This window comes from Ruicaihuangia caeni (genome assembly GCF_029952955.1).
Taxonomy (GTDB): Bacteria; Actinomycetota; Actinomycetes; order Actinomycetales; family Microbacteriaceae; genus Ruicaihuangia; species Ruicaihuangia caeni.
The window spans coordinates 419,009-437,867 of the sequence record NZ_JASATX010000002.1; the positions used below are offsets into that span (position 1 = coordinate 419,009).

The 18,859-nt window shown below is 66.6% G+C and carries 20 protein-coding genes; 8 read left to right on the forward strand and 12 right to left on the reverse strand.

Features of this window, described 5'->3' with window-relative positions; all coding sequences use genetic code 11:
- Nucleotide 1 precedes the first annotated feature (1 nt).
- The 5 genes from QF206_RS07065 to QF206_RS07085 all read right to left on the reverse strand — a co-directional run bounded on the left by QF206_RS07065 (nt 2) and on the right by QF206_RS07085 (nt 4,509).
- Entirely contained in the window at nt 2–796 is a 795-nt protein-coding gene (locus QF206_RS07065) for an ABC transporter permease (RefSeq protein WP_281488504.1), read from the reverse strand.
- A 14-nt stretch (nt 797–810) separates the two neighbouring features.
- Nucleotides 811–1,815: an ABC transporter permease gene (locus QF206_RS07070; protein ID WP_281488505.1), complete on the reverse strand. Its 1,005-nt coding sequence runs from the start codon at nt 1,813–1,815 to the stop codon at nt 811–813.
- Between the two features lie 5 nt (nt 1,816–1,820).
- The gene (locus QF206_RS07075; RefSeq protein ID WP_281488506.1) at nt 1,821–3,383 is read right to left on the reverse strand and encodes an ABC transporter substrate-binding protein; all 1,563 of its coding nucleotides are present in this window, start codon (nt 3,381–3,383) and stop codon (nt 1,821–1,823) included.
- A 93-nt stretch (nt 3,384–3,476) separates the two neighbouring features.
- Entirely contained in the window at nt 3,477–3,905 is a 429-nt protein-coding gene (locus QF206_RS07080; protein ID WP_281488507.1) for a hypothetical protein, read from the reverse strand.
- Nucleotides 3,906–3,945: 40 nt separating this feature from the next.
- Nucleotides 3,946–4,509 carry a cucumopine synthase-related protein gene (locus tag QF206_RS07085; protein WP_281488508.1) on the reverse strand — a complete coding sequence of 188 codons (564 nt, stop codon included), beginning with the start codon at nt 4,507–4,509 and terminating at the stop codon, nt 3,946–3,948.
- Nucleotides 4,510–4,607: 98 nt separating this feature from the next.
- On the opposite strand from QF206_RS07085, the gene QF206_RS07090 reads away from it, so the two are divergent.
- On the forward strand, nt 4,608–5,276 hold the full coding sequence (locus tag QF206_RS07090; protein ID WP_281488509.1) for an IclR family transcriptional regulator: 669 nt from the start codon (nt 4,608–4,610) through the stop codon (nt 5,274–5,276).
- A gap of 56 nt (nt 5,277–5,332) precedes the next feature.
- Here QF206_RS07090 and QF206_RS07095 read toward each other — a convergent pair whose 3' ends face one another.
- The 5 genes from QF206_RS07095 to QF206_RS07115 are packed head-to-tail and all read right to left on the reverse strand — an operon-like array spanning nt 5,333 to nt 10,801.
- Entirely contained in the window at nt 5,333–6,313 is a 981-nt protein-coding gene (locus QF206_RS07095) for an NUDIX hydrolase (protein WP_281488510.1), read from the reverse strand.
- Nucleotides 6,310–8,517 (reverse strand): RNA degradosome polyphosphate kinase, encoded by a 2,208-nt coding sequence (locus QF206_RS07100; RefSeq protein ID WP_281488511.1) that lies wholly within the window; start codon nt 8,515–8,517, stop codon nt 6,310–6,312. Before QF206_RS07100 ends, QF206_RS07095 begins: the two co-directional genes overlap by 4 nt.
- A 47-nt stretch (nt 8,518–8,564) precedes the next feature.
- A complete protein-coding gene (gene mshD, locus QF206_RS07105) occupies nt 8,565–9,482 on the reverse strand; it encodes a mycothiol synthase (protein WP_281488512.1) in 918 nt (305 codons plus the stop codon).
- Entirely contained in the window at nt 9,463–10,155 is a 693-nt protein-coding gene (locus QF206_RS07110) for a winged helix-turn-helix domain-containing protein (RefSeq protein ID WP_281488513.1), read from the reverse strand. Before QF206_RS07110 ends, mshD begins: the two co-directional genes overlap by 20 nt.
- A 31-nt stretch (nt 10,156–10,186) precedes the next feature.
- A complete protein-coding gene (locus tag QF206_RS07115; RefSeq protein ID WP_281488514.1) occupies nt 10,187–10,801 on the reverse strand; it encodes a helix-turn-helix domain-containing protein in 615 nt (204 codons plus the stop codon).
- 207 nt (nt 10,802–11,008) lie between these two features.
- On the opposite strand from QF206_RS07115, the gene QF206_RS07120 reads away from it, so the two are divergent.
- The 5 genes from QF206_RS07120 to QF206_RS07140 all read left to right on the forward strand — a co-directional run bounded on the left by QF206_RS07120 (nt 11,009) and on the right by QF206_RS07140 (nt 15,491).
- Nucleotides 11,009–12,574, forward strand: coding sequence for an MFS transporter (locus QF206_RS07120; protein WP_281488515.1), 1,566 nt, complete (start codon nt 11,009–11,011; stop codon nt 12,572–12,574).
- A 23-nt stretch (nt 12,575–12,597) separates the two neighbouring features.
- Nucleotides 12,598–12,864, forward strand: coding sequence for a hypothetical protein (locus tag QF206_RS07125; RefSeq protein WP_281488516.1), 267 nt, complete (start codon nt 12,598–12,600; stop codon nt 12,862–12,864).
- A gap of 127 nt (nt 12,865–12,991) precedes the next feature.
- Nucleotides 12,992–13,588 (forward strand): nitrobindin family protein, encoded by a 597-nt coding sequence (locus QF206_RS07130; RefSeq protein ID WP_281488517.1) that lies wholly within the window; start codon nt 12,992–12,994, stop codon nt 13,586–13,588.
- A gap of 5 nt (nt 13,589–13,593) precedes the next feature.
- Nucleotides 13,594–14,634: a CAF17-like 4Fe-4S cluster assembly/insertion protein YgfZ gene (ygfZ, locus tag QF206_RS07135; RefSeq protein WP_281488518.1), complete on the forward strand. Its 1,041-nt coding sequence runs from the start codon at nt 13,594–13,596 to the stop codon at nt 14,632–14,634.
- Between the two features lie 113 nt (nt 14,635–14,747).
- Nucleotides 14,748–15,491, forward strand: a complete 744-nt coding sequence (locus tag QF206_RS07140) for a phosphoglyceromutase (RefSeq protein WP_281488519.1) — start codon at nt 14,748–14,750, stop codon at nt 15,489–15,491.
- 86 nt (nt 15,492–15,577) lie between these two features.
- On the opposite strand, the gene phoU is transcribed toward QF206_RS07140, so the two are convergent.
- Nucleotides 15,578–16,237, reverse strand: a complete 660-nt coding sequence (phoU, locus tag QF206_RS07145) for a phosphate signaling complex protein PhoU (protein WP_281488520.1) — start codon at nt 16,235–16,237, stop codon at nt 15,578–15,580.
- A gap of 165 nt (nt 16,238–16,402) precedes the next feature.
- Here phoU and QF206_RS07150 point away from each other — a divergent pair, with 165 nt between their 5' ends.
- Both QF206_RS07150 and QF206_RS07155 read left to right on the forward strand, forming a co-directional pair.
- Nucleotides 16,403–17,560 (forward strand): sensor histidine kinase, encoded by a 1,158-nt coding sequence (locus QF206_RS07150; protein ID WP_281488521.1) that lies wholly within the window; start codon nt 16,403–16,405, stop codon nt 17,558–17,560.
- Nucleotides 17,557–18,240, forward strand: a complete 684-nt coding sequence (locus QF206_RS07155) for a response regulator (protein WP_281488522.1) — start codon at nt 17,557–17,559, stop codon at nt 18,238–18,240. The genes QF206_RS07150 and QF206_RS07155 overlap by 4 nt, the downstream gene beginning before the upstream one ends.
- Before the next feature lie 115 nt (nt 18,241–18,355).
- On the opposite strand, the gene QF206_RS07160 is transcribed toward QF206_RS07155, so the two are convergent.
- A complete protein-coding gene (locus tag QF206_RS07160) occupies nt 18,356–18,844 on the reverse strand; it encodes a hypothetical protein (protein ID WP_281488523.1) in 489 nt (162 codons plus the stop codon).
- Nucleotides 18,845–18,859 lie beyond the last annotated feature (15 nt).

The window sequence follows — 18,859 nt, forward strand, 5'->3', positions numbered from 1 at the left end:
CTCACGCTCCCTTCGCCAGTGCGCGAGAGAGGCCGTCGCGGAATAGATTCGCGCCGACCAAGAAGCAGCCGAGCGCCGCGACGGGAGCCAGAACGGCGAGAGGCTGGATCGTGAGACCGCCCTGGTTCTGGTGGATCATGCTTCCCCAGTCGTCGGCGGTCGCGCCGAAGCCCAGATACGAGAGTGTCGCGAGCACGACCGAAGAGATCGCCAGGCGGATGCTGAGTTCGATAACGACGACGCCGGTGATGTTCGGCATGATCTCGCGCCAGAACAGCCACCCCCACCGAGCGCCGAACCCGCGGGCAGCTTCGAAGTAGCCCTCTGAGGTCACCCGCTGCACCGCCACGCGAACCACCCTCGCCGACTGCGGAACATGTGCGAACGCGATGACAGCGATGAGCGTGAACGGCGACGAGCCGAGTCGGGTCAGCACGAGCAGGGCGATGATGATCTGGGGCAGCACGATGAGGGCGTCGTTGAACGACAGTGCGATGTCGGCCGGCTTACGAGGCAGCGTCGCGAGCACGGTCCCCGCGAGTACGCCCAGTCCGACCCCGATGATCGTGGCCGCCACTGCCTCGGCGAGGAAGAGCAGTCCTCCGCTGAGCAAGCTCGACAGCACATCGCGCCCGAGCACATCCAGTCCGAGCGGATGTGCACTGTCGGGCGATTGGAAGGGTCTGCCGACGAATGCGCCGGGATCGTGCGGCGCAACGAGCGGTCCGACCAGCGCCAGCAGCACGACGGCCAGCGCCAGCGCGCCGCCCGTGAGGCCACGCGCGTCGTGGCGCATTCTCCTCAAGGTGTTCACGACGCCAGCGCCGATCGAAGCTTGGGAGTGAGCAGGATGCCGCAGACGTCGGCGACGAGATAGATGATGAGCGCCACCGCGGCCATCAGCATGGTGATCGTCTGCACGGTTGGGAGGTCTCTATTGGCGACGGCCGCGGTGAGTGCAGCGCCGATCCCGGGGAACGCGAAGACACTCTCGACTGCCACGATGCCGCCCGTGAGATACACGAGCGTTGTTCCGGCGACCTGAAGCGCGGGACCGATGCCGTTCGGCAAGGCGTATCGCCAGAGCACTCGACGCTCCCGGATGCCGGTGAGACGCGCCCAGGTCACGTACTCGCTCATGAGCTCCTCGCGCAGGGTCGTCCGGATCGATTCGGTGAAGTAGGGAAGGCCTCCGATCACGAGAGCGAGTACCGGCAGTACCAGGAGGTCGGTCTGCGCGAAGAGCGGCTGCGATGAATCGATGATCGATGTCGGCGGGAAGAGCTTCACGACGTTGGTCGCCAGGATGACGATCACGAGAATGGCGATGATGAACTCGGGGAGTGCGATGACCAGGAGTATCAGCACTGTGACGATGCCGTCGATGATCCCGCGCGGGCGTGCGGCCGCGGTCGCGCCCATCGCGAGCGCGAGGGGGAACAGAATCGCCACGGTGACGCCGACGAGTACCGCACTGTTCGCTACCCGAGGGGCAATTGCCTCGGCGACCGGCAGCCCCGAGGTGAGCGAGCGGCCGAGCTCGCCGGTGAACAGGCCGCCTACCCAGTCGAAGTACTGGACGACGACCGGGCGATCGAGCCCCAACTGCTCTCGCAGAGATGCGATCTGGTCAGGCGTCGCGCTCTGTCCGAGCACCTGTCGGGCAACATCGCCTGGCAGCGCCTGCGTGAAGAAGAAGATTGCAACGGAGACGAACGCCAGCATGACGACGCCGACGATCAGCCGCTTCACGACGTAGCGTGCGATCGGGTGTTCTCCGGCCGCGCGTCGCAGGGCTATCGCCGACGTCGTCATCGACATCACTCCTTGACGGTCATGTCCTTGAAGTTGTATCCGCTGGGTCCGTCCGCGTTGGGATACGGCTGGTAGCCGCTGACCTTCGCGGAGTAGGCGCTGATGTTGTCGACGAAGATCGCAACGACGTAGGCGCCCCGTTCGTATTCGATGCGCTGCATCTGATGCACCAGGTCTATGCGCTCGTCATCGTCGACGGTGCGCACTGCCTGCTCGTAGAGCGAGTTGTACTCGTCATCCTGCCACTTGGTCGCGTTGTACGGAGCGTCGTTCACGATCGTGAACGCGGCCTGGTCGAAGATGCTCAACTGGCCCCAGAACGAGAGCGACAGTGGGTAGGTGCCGTAGGCGTCGCCGTAGTACGTAGCGGCATCGACCTTGTTGAACGTGATGCGGAATCCTGCTTCTGCCGCCTGTTGCACGAGCACCTCGTTCTGGCGGTCTGCGGTCGGCTGGATCGGCGCGGCCGTCAACTCCACGTCGACGCCGTCCGGGTAGCCGGCTTCAGCGAGCAACGACTTGGCCTGCTCGATGTCACGCTCTCGTTGGGGCAAACCGTCGTCGTAGCCCTCGTCGAACGGCGAGAAGATATCGTTCCCGAGCGTGGCGTAGCCGTCGTAGACCTGGTCGATGATCTGCTGCCGGTCAACGGCCAGTCGAAGCGCTTGTCGAACCTTCACGTCGTCGAACGGCTTCTGGGCGACATTCATCTGCCAGGTGAGCGTGCCGCTCGTCGGATAGTTGAACACCTTGTAGCCATCGCCGCCGGCCTCGACGACCGGCACGAGGCTGGGGTCCATCGAAGAGGCGACGTCGATCTGGCCTCCAACCAGAGCGTTGACCATGGCGTTGCTGTCGGGGAACGAGATGAACTCCAGTGTGTCCACGCCGGGCTGGCCGTCCTGGAAGTACTCGTCGTTGGCGTCGAAGCTCACCCGCGAACCAGGATCATGGTTCGCCAAGACGAACGGCCCGGAGCCGATCGGCTTCTCCGGGTCGAAACCCTCCGGCACGATCGCCATGGTCGGCGAGGTGAGAGCGTCCGGAAGAACGACAGTGGGGTATTCCAGGTTGAATCGGACCGTGGTGTCGTCGACTTTCTCGACGCCATCTGCCGTGAGGAACGGCAGTGAGTTCGCAGGGGGCAGCTCTTCGTCGAAGAAGCGCTTGAAGGTGTACACGACGTCGTCGGCGGTGACGTCCTCCCCGTCCGACCACTTGGCATCTTTCAGGGTCAGGGTCCAGGTGTCGGCGGAATCGCCGGGTTCGAGCGACTCGGCAAGCCGGTTCGTCACCTTGCCGTCGGTGCCGTATTCCACCAGCGTGTCGAACAATTGCCGCGCGATCGCATACCCGCCGACCGTGGTCGCCTTGGCGGGATCAAGAGAGTCCGACGTGGACAGTGAGACCAACCCGACGCGCAGGCGCGTGGGTTGGTCTTCGGAAGGTTGGTCGGAGGCGCACGCGCTCAGCATGAGCGTGGCGCCGGCGAGGAGGGCGAGAACGGACTTGCCACCGCGGCGAGGCGCCGAGGCACGACCGGAAGGGGTGGTGCGCGAGGTGTGCATGTTGACTCCATTGGCAAGGATGCAAGCGGTATTCAGTTGTAGTGGCGCGGATGCCGGCCGCAAGTGCCGGCATCCGTCACGCGGCAGCGGAGGTCACTCCTCGAGGAGTGTCATCCACACACGCGTTCCAGGCTCGAGCCAGGTCTTGATGCCGATGAGTTCGAGCTTGTCAGCGCCTTCTACCACCCAGCCGATCGCTGAGACCGGGAGCGGTTCCGGTGGAATGTCATTGCCGTACATGATCGAGATCTGCTGCCGGGGGCCGTAGTACGACACGGCTCCGCGGATCTCGGTGTTCTTCTCCGCCACTTCAGCGGCGAGATCTTCGGGGTAGAAGATGTTCTCCCAGTCGGCAAGGATCTTCGTCTGCATCAGAAGCAGATCCCCGGTGAGCTTGCCGTGCTGAAGGTAGGTGGCGAAGGGCAGCGCGTCCTTGATCTTCGCCGCGAGCTCGGGCACCTTGTCTTCCCAGATCTCGATCACGGCGACGTCTTCGCCGGCGAGGTTGAAACCGATTCTCATGACTGCTCCTTCGCGTCCGTTCTCGTCGTATGCCTGTGGGTCACTGCTTCTCGGCCGCGTCGATGATCTTCTGCAGCGGGTTCACGCGCTTGAATCCATCGACCAGGCCCCACGGGAACACGATGTCGACCCAGCCGTGCAAGCGGTTGAAGTACGTCATCGCAGACTCGGTGAGCCTCGCGAACTCGTCTGCGTTCTGCGCGATGCGGATGCCGCCGACGTACACCTTGAGAATCTCTCCGCCCTCAGGCAGGCCGACATAGTCGTTCATGTTCGCCTTGTACTGCGCGATCTCGTCCATGTAGGTCACGAGCGTTCGAAGGTCGATGTCCGGGTGCCGGGTCGCTGTGGCCCAGGCGAACCACAGGATCTCGTCCGTCAACGTGCGCAGTTCGTTCTCGGCGAAGATCAGCGTCGACAAGTAGTTGTTCTTCGCGCCTGTCCCGCGCGGCACATGCCCCGTGCCGAGAGCCAGCACTTCCGCGGGTGGCTTCTCCCAGATGGCTTCGCGTGCCGCATCGATGATCGCGATCGCTGCTTCGACTGACTCGACTTCGGTTCGTATCTCGGCCTGCGCGACGGCTGCCGTCCCTTGTGCGACCACTGCAACTCCTCCTTGAGTGTCTGGTGTATCGTGCAGCATATGAATGCTTGCCACTAGACGCAACAGGTTTTCACGTGGTGGCAAATGGAGGGATTGCGATGGCGGGAGACGACGGCGGCGGGGGTGCAACGCGCTCGGTTGACCGGGCGATGCGAGTGCTCAAGGCGGTGGTCGAAGCGCCCGAGGCCGCGACGCTGTCAGAGATCGCGCGCGAAGTGGAGCTTTCGCCGAGCACCACTCTTCGGTTGCTGGGCACTCTCGCTCACCATGACTTCATCCGGCGTGACGACAGCGGCCGATATCACGCCGGGATCGGAATGAAGCAGCTCGCTGCGTCCGCCTTGCGCGACGACCCTGTTTACGACCTTTCGGGCCACTTCCTTGACGAGCTGGTCTCTGCAACCGGTGAGACAGCGAGCCTCGGGGTTCCCATGGGCTCAGACGAAGTGCTCTACCTTCGGCAGATCCCCTCCACTCGAGAGGTGCAGAGCATTGTGTGGACCGGACGAGTGATCCCGCGCAGGGGCACTGCGCTTGGTCGCGCTCTTGACGCCCAGGTCGCACCCCACGGGTACGTCGTCTCACACCGTCCCGACAGCGATGTGGTTGCGGCTGCTGTGCCGGTCTTCGGCCCGACCGGCTCCATCGTCGGGGCGCTCAGCATCAACGCCCCTGCGTATCGCACCGGGCGTGACGATGTCGAACGGTTCGGCCGGGAGCTGGTCAAGCAGGGCGAGGCGCTCTCACGCGCACTTGGCGCGCCCTGAGGAACGTCGAAACGGCCGGACGCGAATCGGATCGGTGAAGCCTGATCCGACCAGCCCTACACCGTCGGCTGGTGCGTCTCCACCGCCACCAGACGATGGTTCGGTGCTCCCACCGAGACGTGCATTGCGCAGAAGTCGCCAGTTCCAAGTGAGGAAGCGTGCCGAAGCTCATCCCCGAGCGCCGCGCCGGTGCGCGTGACCACATCGTGGACGATCTCGGGCAGCACCGGGCCGTGGCTGCACAGCACCGCCGACTCCTCGCGGTCGAACACGCGCCGCACGATATGCGGTACCCGTCCATTGCCATCGGCCCAGGCATCCTGGCTGAGCCCCGCCTTCTCCTTGGCGTCGAGGCCGACAAGCCGGGCGAGCGGCGCGATGGTCGCCACGCAGCGCGTCGCATCCGAAGTGACCAGGCGCTTGGGTCTGAACGCAGCGATGCCGTGAGCGACGCTGGCGGCCTGGTCGGCGCCCTTCTGGAGCAGTGGGCGGGTCGAGTCGGGGCCGTCCCACGCGTCTCGGGAGACGGCTTTGCCGTGCCTGAGCACGATGATGGCGAACGTGCGGTTGGTGCCGGCCTCGACACGATCGGCGAAGCGATCGAGCAGGTCGATGTCGTGCTCGTAGCTCAGGGATTCCCGGGCGAGGTCGATCGGCATCCACTCGAGTGATTCGATCTCGTCGTTCGAGACGAACGTCGAATTGCCGATCGCCGCTTCGCCGACCTCTGCGAGCCAGTAGTAGACGATCTTGGGCCGGCCGCTCGGCAGCGTGTACTCGATGGTGCCGAGTGGCGCGCCGAGCCCCACACACAGCCCGGTCTCTTCGGCGATCTCTCGAACCGCGCACTCGGGCAGCGTCTCGCCCGGCTCCAGCTTGCCCTTCGGGAACGAGACATCGCGATGCTGGGTGCGGCGCACGACGAGCACTTGCACCTCGTCTCCGACCGCCTTCCAGCACAACGCGCCCGCCGCGAGCACGGGCACGCCCGCGGCACCCGCGACCTCGGCACCGAGGCCGTCGCGAGAATCGCTCACCAGTGGTTCCCCCCGTGGCGGCGACTGCCCCCACCGCCTGAGGAAGGCCGCCGCAGCGATCGGCGTCGCATCAGCACGTCCTGCATATCGTCGAGAGTATCGCCGCTCGGGCCCCGGTTCTTGCGCGTCCAGGCGCCTTCCGAGTCGAGCCACCACGAAGCCGTGGTGTCGGCCATCGCCAGGTCGAACAGCGCGTCGATCTCGGCGAGGTGCTCCGGGGCGCTGAGGCGTACGAGCACTTCGACGCGGCGGTCGAGGTTCCGGTGCATCATGTCGGCGCTCCCGATGAACACCGCGGGATTGCCGTCGTTCTCGAACGAGAAGACCCGGGAGTGCTCGAGGTAGCGACCGAGCACCGAACGCACTCGAATGGTCTCGCTCAAACCTCGCACCCCCGGCTTGAGCGAGCAGATGCCACGCACCCACACGTCGATGGGCACGCCCGCCTGACTCGCGCGATACAGCGCGTCGATGATCGCCTCATCGACCATCGAGTTCACCTTGATGCGGATGCCGCTCGGCTTGCCCTCCCGCGCGTTCTGCTCCTCGGCGCGGATGCGTTTGAGCAGCCCGTTGCGAAGGTGCAGCGGCGCCACGAGCAGCCGTTTGAACTTCTTCTCGATGGCGTAGCCGCTCAGCTGATTGAACAGCCGCGTAACGTCTTTCCCCACTTGCGGGTCGGCGGTGAAGAGGCCGATGTCCTCGTACACCCGACTCGTCTTCGGGTTGTAGTTGCCGGTGCCGATGTGGCTGTAGTGCCGCAGTTCGTCGCCTTCGCGTCTGATGACGAGCGCGAGCTTGCAGTGCGTCTTGAGCCCGACGAGCCCGTACACCACGTGCACGCCGGCCTTCTCGAGCTTCCGCGCCCACCCGATGTTGTTGACCTCATCGAACCGCGCCTTCACCTCGACCAGCGCAAGCACGGCTTTGCCGGCCTCCGCGGCAGCGATCAGGGCATCGACGATGGGGCTGTCGCCGCTCGTGCGGTAGAGCGTCTGCTTGATGGCCAGCACGTCGGGGTCGGAGGCCGCTTGCTCGAGAAACGCCTGCACGCTCGTTGCGAATGATTCATACGGGTGGTGCACCAGGATGTCGCGTGAGCGGATCGCCGCGAAGACGTCGGCGCGCTCTGTCGGTTCGCCCGGAACGAGCTGCGCCGGGGTGACCGGCACGTGCTTCCGGTACTTCAGCGCCGGCCTGTCGATACGGCTGAGCTCGAAGAGCGCGCTCAAGTCGAGCGGTGCAGGAAGTCGGTAGACCTCCGCCTCTGTGACATCCAGCTCTTGCATGAGCAGCCGGAGGGTCACGTCATCCATGTCATCGGTGATCTCGAGGCGGATCGGCGGTCCGAACCGGCGCTTCAGAAGCTCTCGTTCGAGTGCCTGAATGAGGTTCTCCGACTCGTCCTCCTCGACCTCCACGTCTTCGTTCCGAGTGACGCGGAACTCGTGGTGCTCGAGGATCTCCATGCCGGGGAACAGCTCGTCGAGGTGGTTCGAGATGAAGTCCTCGAGTGCCAGGTAGCGCAACCGCCCGCTGCCGTCATCTGGAAGTCGTAGCAGCCGCGGCAGCACCGAGGGCACCTTCAACCGCGCGAACTCGACCTTGTCGCTGTTGGGGTTCCGCACCCGGACTGAGAGGTTGAGGCTGAGGCCCGAGATGTACGGGAACGGGTGCGCGGGGTCGACGGCAAGCGGCATGAGCACCGGGAAGATGCGGGTCGAGAAGACCTCGTCGAGCGCCGCGCGATCATCAGCATCGAGCTGCTGCCAGGTCTCGATCGCGATACAAGCTTCGGCAAGCTCGGGCACGAGCGCCCGGAATGCCGCCGCGTGGCGCTCCTGCAACTCGTGCGCCTTGCGGCTGATGTCATCGAGCACCTGCCTCGGCGGGGTGCCGATATTCGTCGGAACCGCGATTCCGGTCATGATGCGGCGCTTCAGGCCCGCGACGCGCACCATGAAGAACTCGTCGAGGTTGCTTGCGAAGATCGCGAGGAAGTTGACGCGCTCCAGCAGTGGCACGGTCTCGTCCTCGGCCAATTCCAGCACGCGCTGATTGAACGCGAGCCAGCTCAACTCGCGGTCGAGGAACCGGTCGACCGGCAGGTCGTCGCCGTCGATCCAGGGCGGCAGCTCGTCGGTGTCGTCATCGAGGCGATCGGTCGCAACCGATGGGTCGTCGAGGTTGCTCGTGCGCTCCATGCGCACATCCTGGCACCTTCAGGTTGCGAGACCGTTACCGGTTTCGCTCAGCGATCGGCATCGCGACGATAGAGCACGTCCACGGTGTGATCGCGATACCCGAAGGCTCGGTACAGCCGCAGCGCAGGCTCGTTATCGGCCTCCACATACAGGTTCGAGCGGCGGATGCCGCGAGCCCGAAGCCGCGCCAAGCCGGACTCCAGCAGGGCACGTCCCAGACCCCGTCCGCTTTCGCCAGGATCGACGCCGATCACATAGACCTCGCCGACCTCGCCCTGGTCGTCGCTGCCAAGCTTCAGCCAGCAGTAGCCGCGCATCCGGCCGCCGGCATCCCTGGCCACCAGGAAGTCGTCGGCGCCGTTCTCGGCGAGTCTCGGTGCGAGCGTCTCGACCGTGATGCGGCCCTGTTCGGGGTGGTCCGCGAACACCCGAGCGTTGAGGGCGACCCACTCCGCCTCGTCCTCGCCCTCGCGGAACAGGTCGAACAGATACCCTTCCGGCGCCCGGGCGACGTTGGCTCCCGCAACCTCTCGCTCACCAACGCGATCCGCGTCGTCGCGCTCCATCAGGTCGGCCATGAGCTGCAGCAGCACGCGGTCACGACGGAGGCCGTACCGCTCAGCGAGGGCGCGCGCGCCTGGATGGTCGCCGTGCGCCCAAGCAGAGAACGGTCTCTCGAGGATCGCATCGAGCAGTGCGGCGCCGTATCCCTTCTCGCGCTCTCGCGGGTCCACGGCGAACTCCGCCTCGAGCGCACCCGCCGCATCGCGACGCAGCATGGCCGCACCCACGGTTCGCCCGTCGGCCGAGAACCGTTCCACCTCGCTGATCTCGAGCATGCTCGCCTCGTTGAACGGTGCGGCGCCATCCGCGTCGGCCGCGCGGCGAGCGAGGTCGTGCAGCCATTGCTCGACCGTCGGGTCCGATCGCTGAAGCGTCTCGCGCTCAACCCGTTGCTGAGCCATCTGCTCCTCCTTCAGGGGCGACCATCTCGGTGACATTGAACCGGTAGCCAACGTTCCGGACCGTACCGATCAGTGACTCGAGGTCGCCGAGCTTCGCGCGCAATCGGCGCACATGCACATCAACGGTCCGCGTTCCGCCGAAGTAGTCGTAGCCCCACACCTCGCTGAGCAGTTGCTCCCGAGTGAATACGCGCGAGGGATTCGCTGCGAGAAACCGCAGCAGCTCGAACTCTTTGAAGGTGAGGTCGAGCGGCTCGCCGCGCACCTTGGCCGAGTAGCTCGTCTCATCTATCACCACACCGGAGGCTTGAATGGGTTGCTTTCCACGCTCATGCGCGCGCGCCACGGCGAGGCGCAGCCTGGCGTCGAGTTCCCCCGGGCTCGCGGTGGTGAGCACCAGGTCGTCGAACTGCCAGTCGACTTGCACGGCGGCGAGAGCGGCCTCGCCGAATACGGCGAGCACTGCGGATGCCGATGCGGCAGCACCCGCGACCTTGCACAGCACTTTCGCCCGCGGAAGATCGGCGCGCGCGTCGATCACCACGACATCATGCTCGGCGGCGTGGGGGAGTGAAGCAGTGTCCGCCGGCAGCGTGCGCACGGCGTGACCGAGCAGTTCGAGCGAGGGCAGCGGCGAGTCCGTGGCGTTGCTGAGCACGAGCACACGCGCCACGCCGACCCTCCTGACTTCGCGGGTGCCCAGTCTATTCGGCGCGTCGGCGCCGTTCGGTCGCGTGACGCTTGAGTACCTCGACGATCTCGATCAGACGCTCGAGGTCGTGCGGCGGCGCGTCTGCGGCTTCTTGTTCGGCATCCGCCGCGCCGGGCGTCTTGGAGGGGTCAAGGGCCGAGCCGGTGAGCACCGAGTTGTAATAGAGGCCATCTCCGAGCAGGAGGATCGCCCAAGCAGTGGCGGCGTCGCCGACTTCGTCGAGGATCGCCTCGTACCACTGCCGTTGGCAGTGCAGCATGGCATCCCGTGCCGTCTTGACGGAACCCTGGACCAGGCGAGCGGTGGCCACCAGGGTGCGGTCGAGAGGGGAGTCGTCCTCAGCGGAGCCTCGCACGTAGTGCACGGCCGCTCCCTCGGGCGCTCGCCGCATCTCGGCGGCATCCGCGTCGGCGAGTTCGCGAAGCCTCTCCGCGAGAGCGCTGACGAGTGCGTCTTTGCTCCTGAAGTGATAGAGCAGGCCGCCCTTGGAAACTCCCGCCCGGGCCGCGACCGCGTCGAGCGTGGCGGCGCGTTCGCCGTCGTCGATCAGCAACTGCTGAAAGGCGACGATGATCTGCTCGCGCACCGGCGTCTCTGATCGGGCCATCGACGTCACTGTACCGGCTCGCGTTCCTCTGATCGCCTGGCGGTTCGCGTACTGTACCGTCCAGACGGTAAAGTGATGAGCGGGTGCTGAACTTTCGGCCGCGAGCGCACCCGCATCGACCATGGCGGCCTGTAGTCAGCATCAGGAGTCCCCGTGCGAACCCGCACCCGCCCCCGCACGCCCTCTACCCGAACTGCGACTGCGAACATGCCCGCGCTGCGCCGACCGGCACGGCGGTGGGCAGCGCTCGTCGTCTTGATGCTTCCGGTGCTGCTCGTTGCGATCGACAACACTGTGCTGAGCTTCGCGGTGCCGGCGATCACCTCGGCGGTACGTCCGGATGCCGCCCAACTGCTCTGGATCATCGACGTCTACCCTCTCGTGCTGGCGGGGTTGCTGGTCCCCATGGGGGCGCTGGGCGATCGCTTCGGCCGTCGGCGGCTGCTGCTCGTCGGCAGTGCCGGGTTCGCTGTGGTCTCCGGGCTCGCCGCGTTCTCCCCGGATGCCGGTTGGCTCATCGCGGCCCGCGCCTTGCTCGGATTCTTCGGTGCCATGCTCATGCCGGCCACGCTGTCGCTGCTGCGCAACATCTTCACCGATGCGGGCGAACGTCGGCTTGCGATCGCGATCTGGGCTTCCGGGTTCTCCGGCGGCGCCGCGCTCGGGCCGATCATCGGCGGGGTGCTGCTCGAGCACTTCTGGTGGGGCTCGATCTTTCTGCTCGCGGTGCCATTGCTGCTGCCGCTTCTGATCGCCGGACCGCTGCTGCTGCCCGAGTCGCGCGACTCGACACCTGGCCCGGTCGATGTGGTCGGTATCCTGCTCGTGATCGCCGCCATGCTGGCCTTGGTGTGGGGCATCAAGTCTCTGGCGCAAGCGGGAGCCGCGGTTCCCGGCGCGCTGGCCTTGGTCGCGGCCGCCGTGCTCGGCACCGCGTTCGTGCGCCGGCAACGCCGCCGCCCGGTGCCGATGCTCGATATGCGGCTCTTCGCCGACCCCGTGTTCAGTGGCGCGGTCGCGGCGAACCTGCTCAGCGTGTTCTCACTGGTCGGGTTCCTGCTCTTCGCCTCCCAGCACCTGCAATTGGTGAGCGGCCACAATTCGATCACGGCGGCCCTCGTACTGCTGCCCGGCTTCGCTGCGACCGTGCTGGCGGGTCTCGCGGTCGTTCCGCTCGCTCGTCGCATCCGACCGGTCACGGCAGTGGTCACGGGACTGGCGCTCAACGCCGCGGGCTACGGCACTGTGATGCTCGCCGGCATCCTGGATTCGGATTTCGCGCTCATGGTCGCCTTCACCGTGCTCGGAGTCGGCATCGGGCTGGCCGAGACCGTCTCGAACGATTTGATCCTCTCGAGCGTGCCTCCCTCAAAGGCGGGTGCCGCTTCGGCTGTCTCTGAGACGGCGTATGAGGTCGGCGCGGTGCTCGGCACGGCGGTGCTGGGCAGCATCCTCGCCGCCACGTTCAAAGCCGGGTTGCAGGTGCCGCCCGGTCTTTCTGCGTGGCAGGCGGATGCCGCTCGCCAGACGCTGGGCGGCGCGCTGGAGCTCGCGAACTCGCTGCCCCCTGGGCCCGCGCAGGCGCTGGTCGCCTCCGCTCGCGCAGCGTTCGACTCCGGCGTGCTCGTCACCGCCGGCATCGGGGTGGCGCTTGCGCTCGCGGCGGCGCTGATCGCCGGCCGGGCTCTGCGTTCAGCGCAGTGGCGTCGAGTCGATGTCGCCGGCGAAGACAGTGCCGCTCCTGCCAACACTGTTGTCACGCACGGGTCATAGGTGCTCGCCGATAGCATGGGCCCATGTCGTGGCGTCCGCTGAGCATCGTGCCCGTGTGGGTCGCAGTGGCGGCTGCCGTCGTGATTTGGGCGGTGCTGGCGCCCGCTTCGCTCTACCCGCTCGCGATCGTGTTGACCCTCGGCATCTCGGTGCTCGTGGTGTTCGCGGCGCAGCTCGCGCTGCAGCAGCAGGAAGGCTTCGTGCGGCGCACCGCGTTGGCGATCAGCGGCTGCGTGGTGATGCTGGCGATCGCGAGCGCCGTGCTCCTGCCCGGCTCGGGTTTAGGATAGGCAGCATGCTTCTGGCTCTCGAGATCCTCTTCACCGGCCTTCTGCTCGTGGCGAGCCTTGCCATCGCGTTCACGGCCGGCGTCGTCGTGTGGAACCTCTACCGGGGTCAGCGCTGAGCTGAGCGATCGTGTTCGACCTCGACGCGAGCACCCCTCCGGAGCTCGTTCCGCTCTCTTGGCTCATCGGAGTGTGGGAGGGCACCGGAGTCCTCGACTACCGTGTCGGCGATGACACCGTCTCTCACGAGTTCGGTCAGCGCGTCTCCTTCAGCCACGATGGCGGTTCCTGGCTGAACTACTCGTCCATCAGCTGGCTGCTCGACGATCCGTCCCGCTCGCCGCTCACCGCCGAGGCCGGGTACTGGCGGCTCCGGTATGAGCCGGCCGCGAACGACGCGGGGCCCGGGATGCTGCCTGGGACCGGCGCACGTCGGTTCGGCTCTGCCGAGGCGGTCGAGACGCTGCGCACCGACAACGGCTTCGAGATCGAAGCCTCGATCATCCACCCAGATGGCGTCGACGAGCTCTACATCGGCCACGTGAACGGCCCACGAATCGATCTCGTCACCGACGCCGTCATGCGCTCATCGACGGCGAAGGAGTACACGGCGGCCACGCGCCTCTACGGTCTCGTCGAAAGCCACCTGCTCTGGGCCTGGGACATCGCCGCCCTCGGTCAGGACCTCCGCTCTCACGCCTCAGCCCGACTGGCCCGCACGGAGTGACGAACATGCTCGAGATCGGCCGCGATCACTTCGGCAGCCCCACCATCGAACAGCGCGAACTGCTGGCCGGACGCGCCATCGTCCCGCTCAACGACCGCGCCGTGATCTCGCTCACCGGCCCCGACCGGCTGACCTGGCTCGACTCGGTGACGTCGCAACAGCTCATCGGCCTGCGGCCAGGCGACAGCGCCGAGACCCTCCTGCTCGACCCCAACGGCCGCATCGAGCACGCCATGCGCGTGGTCGAGGATGGTGTCTCGCTGTGGCTGCTGGTCGATTCGGAGCAGGCCGCGCCGCTCGAGCAATGGCTCGGGCGCATGAAGTTCATGGCGCAGGTCGAGATCGCCGACCGCACGGCCGAGTTCGCGACGGTCGCGGCATTCGCCGACGGCCTCATCGAACCCGCTGCGCCGAATGACGTCCCGCTCGTCTGGAACGACCCCTGGCGGGAGATCGTCTCCGGCGGTTGGCAGTACGCCTCCGCTCAAGAGCACCCCGGGCTCCACTGGACCTACCGCGAAGTGCTCGTCGAGCGCGACGCACTGTCGTCGATCCCCGCTGAGCGGCTCGCGGGAACTCTCGCGCTCGAGGCGCTTCGCATCGCTGCTTGGCGGCCTCGGCTCGCGACCGAGGGCGACGAGCGGTCGATTCCTCACGAGCTCGACTGGCTCCGCAGCGCCGTGCACCTGGCGAAGGGCTGCTACCGCGGGCAGGAGACCGTCGCCAAGGTCCACAACCTCGGCCGTCCGCCGCGACGATTGGTGCTGCTGCATCTCGACGGCTCGGATTCGGTGCTGCCGGTGCACGGCGACGAGGTGGAGCTCGACGACAAGGTCGTCGGTGCGGTGACGAGCGCCGCGATGCACCACGAGCTCGGGCCCATCGCCCTCGCGCTCGTGCGCAGGAACGTGCCGACGGATGCCGCGCTCGCCGTGCGCTCCGAAGGGATCGCGGTCGCCGCGGCACAAGGAGTCATCGTGCCGCCCACCGCCGGGGCGACAGCCGGTGTACCGCGCTTGCCTCGCCTGGGCGGCGTGCAGCGCTGAGTCCGCTTCAGCGCCGCTGAGTTCGTTGCTGAGTTCGTTTCAGCGCCGCGTCGCAGCGGTCTCGGCTGGCCCGACCGGCACCCCCATGGCCCGGCTCGCAATAGGCTTGCAGCATGACGTCGACCCTCATCCTGTTGCGCCATGGGCAGTCCGATTGGAACGAGAAGAACCTGTTCACCGGTTGGGTCGATGTGCGACTCACCGAGCAGGGCGAGCGTGAGGCCCGCCGAGCGGGCGAGCTGCTCGCCGAGTCGGGGCTCAAGCCGCACGTGTCGTACACGAGCGTGCTGAGTCGAGCGATCCAGACGGCGAACCTTGCGCTCGACACCGCCGATCGGCTGTGGATTCCCGTCAAGCGCAGCTGGCGTCTCAACGAACGCCACTACGGGGCGCTCCAGGGCAAGGACAAGGCGCAGACCCTCGAGGAGTTCGGCGAGGAGCTCTTCATGACGTGGCGCCGTTCGTTCGACGTGCCGCCGCCGCCCCTCGCCGATGACTCCGAGTGGAGCCAGGTCGGCGACGAGCGCTACGACGGTCTCGGCGACGAGATGCCCCGCACTGAGAGCCTCAAGCTCGTCATCGACCGGCTGCTGCCGTACTGGCAGAGCGAGATCACGGCCGACTTGGCCGGCGGTCGCACCGTGCTGGTGACGGCACACGGGAACTCCCTGCGCGCGCTCGTCAAGCACTTGGACGGCATCTCCGACGAAGACATCGCGGGTCTGAACATCCCGACCGGCATTCCGCTGGTGTACGAACTGGGCGAAGACTTCATGCCCGTCAAACCGGGGGAGTACCTCGACCCCGAGGCCGCGGCAGCCGGTGCGGCAGCGGTGGCTGCGCAGGGCAAGCGCTAAGAGACGGATGCGCCGCGGGGCTCCGAGACGGCACCTGCGGTTGCGGCGCGGCGACGGTCAGAGGAGAGACCGTCGCCGGCAGCGCGTCAGTCGTCGATCGTCTCGGGCACCCAATCGCCGGTCGCGAGGTAGAGCACCTTCTTCGCGATCGACACCGCGTGGTCGCCGAAGCGCTCGTGGTAGCGCGACGCGAGCGTCGTGTCGACCGTGACCGCGGCATCCTGGTCCCAGTCCTCTCCGAGCACCCGCTCGAACACGCTGTGGTGCAGTTCGTCGAGGCGGTCGTCCTCAGCTCGGATCGAGTCGGCCAGGCGCGGGTCGGTCGTGCGGAGCAGTTCCACGACCTGACGAGCGACCTCGATGTCGTGGGCCGCCATCTCGTCGAACGTCGGCCGCAGCTCGCGAGGCACGACCTTCTCAGGGAAGCGGAAGCGTGCGAGCTGTGCGATATGCGCCGCGATGTCGCCCATACGCTCGAGTGATGCAGAAATGCGGAGGGCGCTCACGACGATGCGGAGGTCACGCGCCACAGGCTGCTGACGCGCCAGGATGTTGATCGCTAACTCGTCGAGCGCGACCGTCAACTGGTCCAGCTTCTCGTCGTCGGCGATCACCTGCTCGGCAAGCGACACGTTCGACGTGCGGAACGCCTCGCTCGCGCGCGTGATCGCGCTCACCACCAGCTCAGCACTCTCGACGAGACGGTCTTGAACATCGTGCAGTTCCTGCTGGAACACTAGGCGCATATGGTGCTTCCCTCCTCCGAGCCGGCCGGCTCCCCACCGAACCTCAGCAACAGTGGCCGCGCTTGGTGAACTCGGCGTGTACCGCACGTGAACTCCTCGTGACGGCCGCGCCAATGCGATCGTCCCCGGCCATTTCGCTTGGCTGTCAACACTACTCTTGTGGCTATGAGTCCCGCGCTCTTGGTGCCGTTGGCGCTGCTGTTCGGAATCCTCGTGGGCGCTGGATTCGTCATGATCGTCGTCGCCTCCGCCCGTCAAGGGCGCCATGCCGCCTCCGTGGTGAACTCGGTGGTGCCCGACGGCGTCGACCAGGTACTCGATGTGCTCGAGTCGGTGGGGGTCGTCGTCGACGCGTCGAACACCGTCATCAAGGCGTCGGCTGGAGCGCTCGCGCTGGGGCTGGTGTCGCATCAGAGCCTGAGCAACGCCGAGATCGTGCGCATGGTCGACGAGGTGAGGCGCTCAGGTGAGACGCAGACCCGCGAGCTCGAGGTGCCGCGAGGGCCGTTCAGCCAGGCGCACAGCTCCCTCCGAGTTCGCGTCGCGCGGCTGGGAACCCGCTACGTGCTCGTGCTCGCCCAGGACCTGACCGATGCGATCCGCCTGGAAGAGGTGCGTCGCGACTTCGTTGCGAACATCAGTCACGAGTTGAAGACGCCCATCGGTGCGGTCACGGTGCTCGCCGACGCGATCGAGGCGGCACGAGACGACCCCGAGCAGGTCTCGCGCTTCGCACGCCGGCTGGGCAAGGAGTCTGAGCGCCTCGCACGGATCACCCGCGAGATCATCGACCTCTCGCGCCTGCAGGCCGGCGAGGCCCTCGCCGAACGAGTGCTGATCGAGGTCGACCACATCGTCGCGGTCGCGATCGATCAGAACCAGGTCGCTGCCGAGTCGCGCGGCATCCGCTTGATCAGCCGAGGGGATGCCGGGGCCGAAGTGTACGGCGACGAACCCGCGCTCGTGATGGCCGTGCAGAACCTGATCTCCAATGCGATCCAGCACTCGCCCGACCACTCGCATGTCGGCATCGGCGTCTCGCTCCGTGAGGATGCGGTCGAGATCGCTGTCACCGACCAGGGCGTGGGCATCCCCGAGGAGGAGCGCGAGCGCGTCTTCGAGCGGTTCTACCGCGGCGATCCCGCCCGCAGCCGCAACACCGGTGGCACCGGGCTCGGGCTCAGCATCGTCAAGCACGTCGCGCAGAACCACGGCGGCGAGGTGAAGGTGTGGTCGCAGCTCGGGCGCGGCTCGACCTTCACCATGCGACTGCCTCGGGCTGAGGCCGCACCGCAGATCGAGATCGGAGAACGAACGGCATGACCCGCATCCTCATCGTCGAAGACGAACCCTCGCTGAGCGAGCCGCTCGCGTACCTGCTGGAACGCGAGGGCTACCAGACAGTGATCGCGGAGGACGGGCCGGCCGGGCTCGCGGAGTTCAATCGCGGCGGGGTCGACCTCGTGCTGCTCGATCTGATGCTGCCGGGGATGCCGGGCACCGACGTCTGCCGCGAGATCCGTGCGGTTTCGACGGTGCCGATCATCATGCTGACGGCGAAGGACAGCGAGGTCGATATCGTCGTCGGGCTCGAGCTGGGCGCCGACGACTACGTCACGAAGCCCTACTCCGCTCGCGAACTGGTGGCGCGCATCCGAGCGGTGCTACGACGGCACATCGACACCGACGATCTTGCGGAGCCCATCCTCGAAGCGGGCGATGTGCGCATGGATGTCGAGCGGCACAGCGTCTCCGTCAGGGGAGAGGAGATCTCCATGCCGCTCAAGGAGTTCGAACTGCTGGAAGTACTGCTGCGCAACGCGGGGCGCGTGCTCACGCGCGGGCAGCTGATCGATCGCGTCTGGGGCCCCGACTACTTCGGCGACACCAAGACGCTCGACGTGCACATCAAACGACTGCGCTCGAAGATCGAGCGCATGCCGTCGGAGCCCGAGCTGCTGGTCACGGTGCGAGGGCTGGGCTACCGCATCGAAGCGCTCTGACGGTCACTCCGGCGCCAAGGCGATACCCGCCGGTGAACGAAGAACGGCGCCCCTCGGGGCGCCGTTCTTCGTTCTGCCTGATGCTGCGGTGCGATCCGCGACCCGGCGGTTCGGATCAGGAGTTCGACTCGGGCAGGAAGGCCTCGTATTCGGGGAGGCTGCCGTCGAGCAGCGGAACCTGGAGCTCGGAGCCGCTCTCCTTGGAACCGTATTGCGCGTAGATGGGCACGATGCTGCCGAGTTCCGCGTCGACCCCGCTCATGACGAGGGTCTCGTCGATGCCGAGCCTCACCGACTGGCCGGGCTCGACGCGCACGCTCTCGGTCACGGCCGGAGCGTCGACCGCCTGGAAGCGCACGGTCACCGCGCTGTCGCCGTCGTTGTAGACCGATCCCACCAGGGCGAGGTCGGTGCCGTCCGAGCTGAGGGCCAGAATGTTGAGCAATCGCACATCGCCGACCGTGCCGTTCACGCCATCGCTCGCGCTGTAGTTCTTGGTGGTGGCCTGGGGCGTGAGGAACCCGCATCCCGAAAGGCCGATCGCCAGCACTCCTGCTGCGGCAATCGATGCTGCAGCGCGCTTGAACGTGGCACCGTGGCTCACTGTGACCTCCAGTAG

Coding starts and splice junctions, on each gene's coding strand:
- QF206_RS07065 (WP_281488504.1), bottom strand. CDS start 796: ATGCGCCACGACGCGCGTGGCCTCACGGGCGGCGCGCTGGCGCTGGCC.
- QF206_RS07070 (WP_281488505.1), bottom strand. CDS start 1,815: ATGACGACGTCGGCGATAGCCCTGCGACGCGCGGCCGGAGAACACCCG.
- QF206_RS07075 (WP_281488506.1), bottom strand. CDS start 3,383: ATGCACACCTCGCGCACCACCCCTTCCGGTCGTGCCTCGGCGCCTCGC.
- QF206_RS07080 (WP_281488507.1), bottom strand. CDS start 3,905: ATGAGAATCGGTTTCAACCTCGCCGGCGAAGACGTCGCCGTGATCGAG.
- QF206_RS07090 (WP_281488509.1), top strand. CDS start 4,608: ATGGCGGGAGACGACGGCGGCGGGGGTGCAACGCGCTCGGTTGACCGG.
- QF206_RS07100 (WP_281488511.1), bottom strand. CDS start 8,517: ATGGAGCGCACGAGCAACCTCGACGACCCATCGGTTGCGACCGATCGC.
- mshD (WP_281488512.1), bottom strand. CDS start 9,482: ATGGCTCAGCAACGGGTTGAGCGCGAGACGCTTCAGCGATCGGACCCG.
- QF206_RS07115 (WP_281488514.1), bottom strand. CDS start 10,801: ATGGCCCGATCAGAGACGCCGGTGCGCGAGCAGATCATCGTCGCCTTT.
- QF206_RS07120 (WP_281488515.1), top strand. CDS start 11,009: ATGCCCGCGCTGCGCCGACCGGCACGGCGGTGGGCAGCGCTCGTCGTC.
- QF206_RS07125 (WP_281488516.1), top strand. CDS start 12,598: ATGTCGTGGCGTCCGCTGAGCATCGTGCCCGTGTGGGTCGCAGTGGCG.
- ygfZ (WP_281488518.1), top strand. CDS start 13,594: ATGCTCGAGATCGGCCGCGATCACTTCGGCAGCCCCACCATCGAACAG.
- QF206_RS07140 (WP_281488519.1), top strand. CDS start 14,748: ATGACGTCGACCCTCATCCTGTTGCGCCATGGGCAGTCCGATTGGAAC.
- phoU (WP_281488520.1), bottom strand. CDS start 16,237: ATGCGCCTAGTGTTCCAGCAGGAACTGCACGATGTTCAAGACCGTCTC.
- QF206_RS07150 (WP_281488521.1), top strand. CDS start 16,403: ATGAGTCCCGCGCTCTTGGTGCCGTTGGCGCTGCTGTTCGGAATCCTC.
- QF206_RS07155 (WP_281488522.1), top strand. CDS start 17,557: ATGACCCGCATCCTCATCGTCGAAGACGAACCCTCGCTGAGCGAGCCG.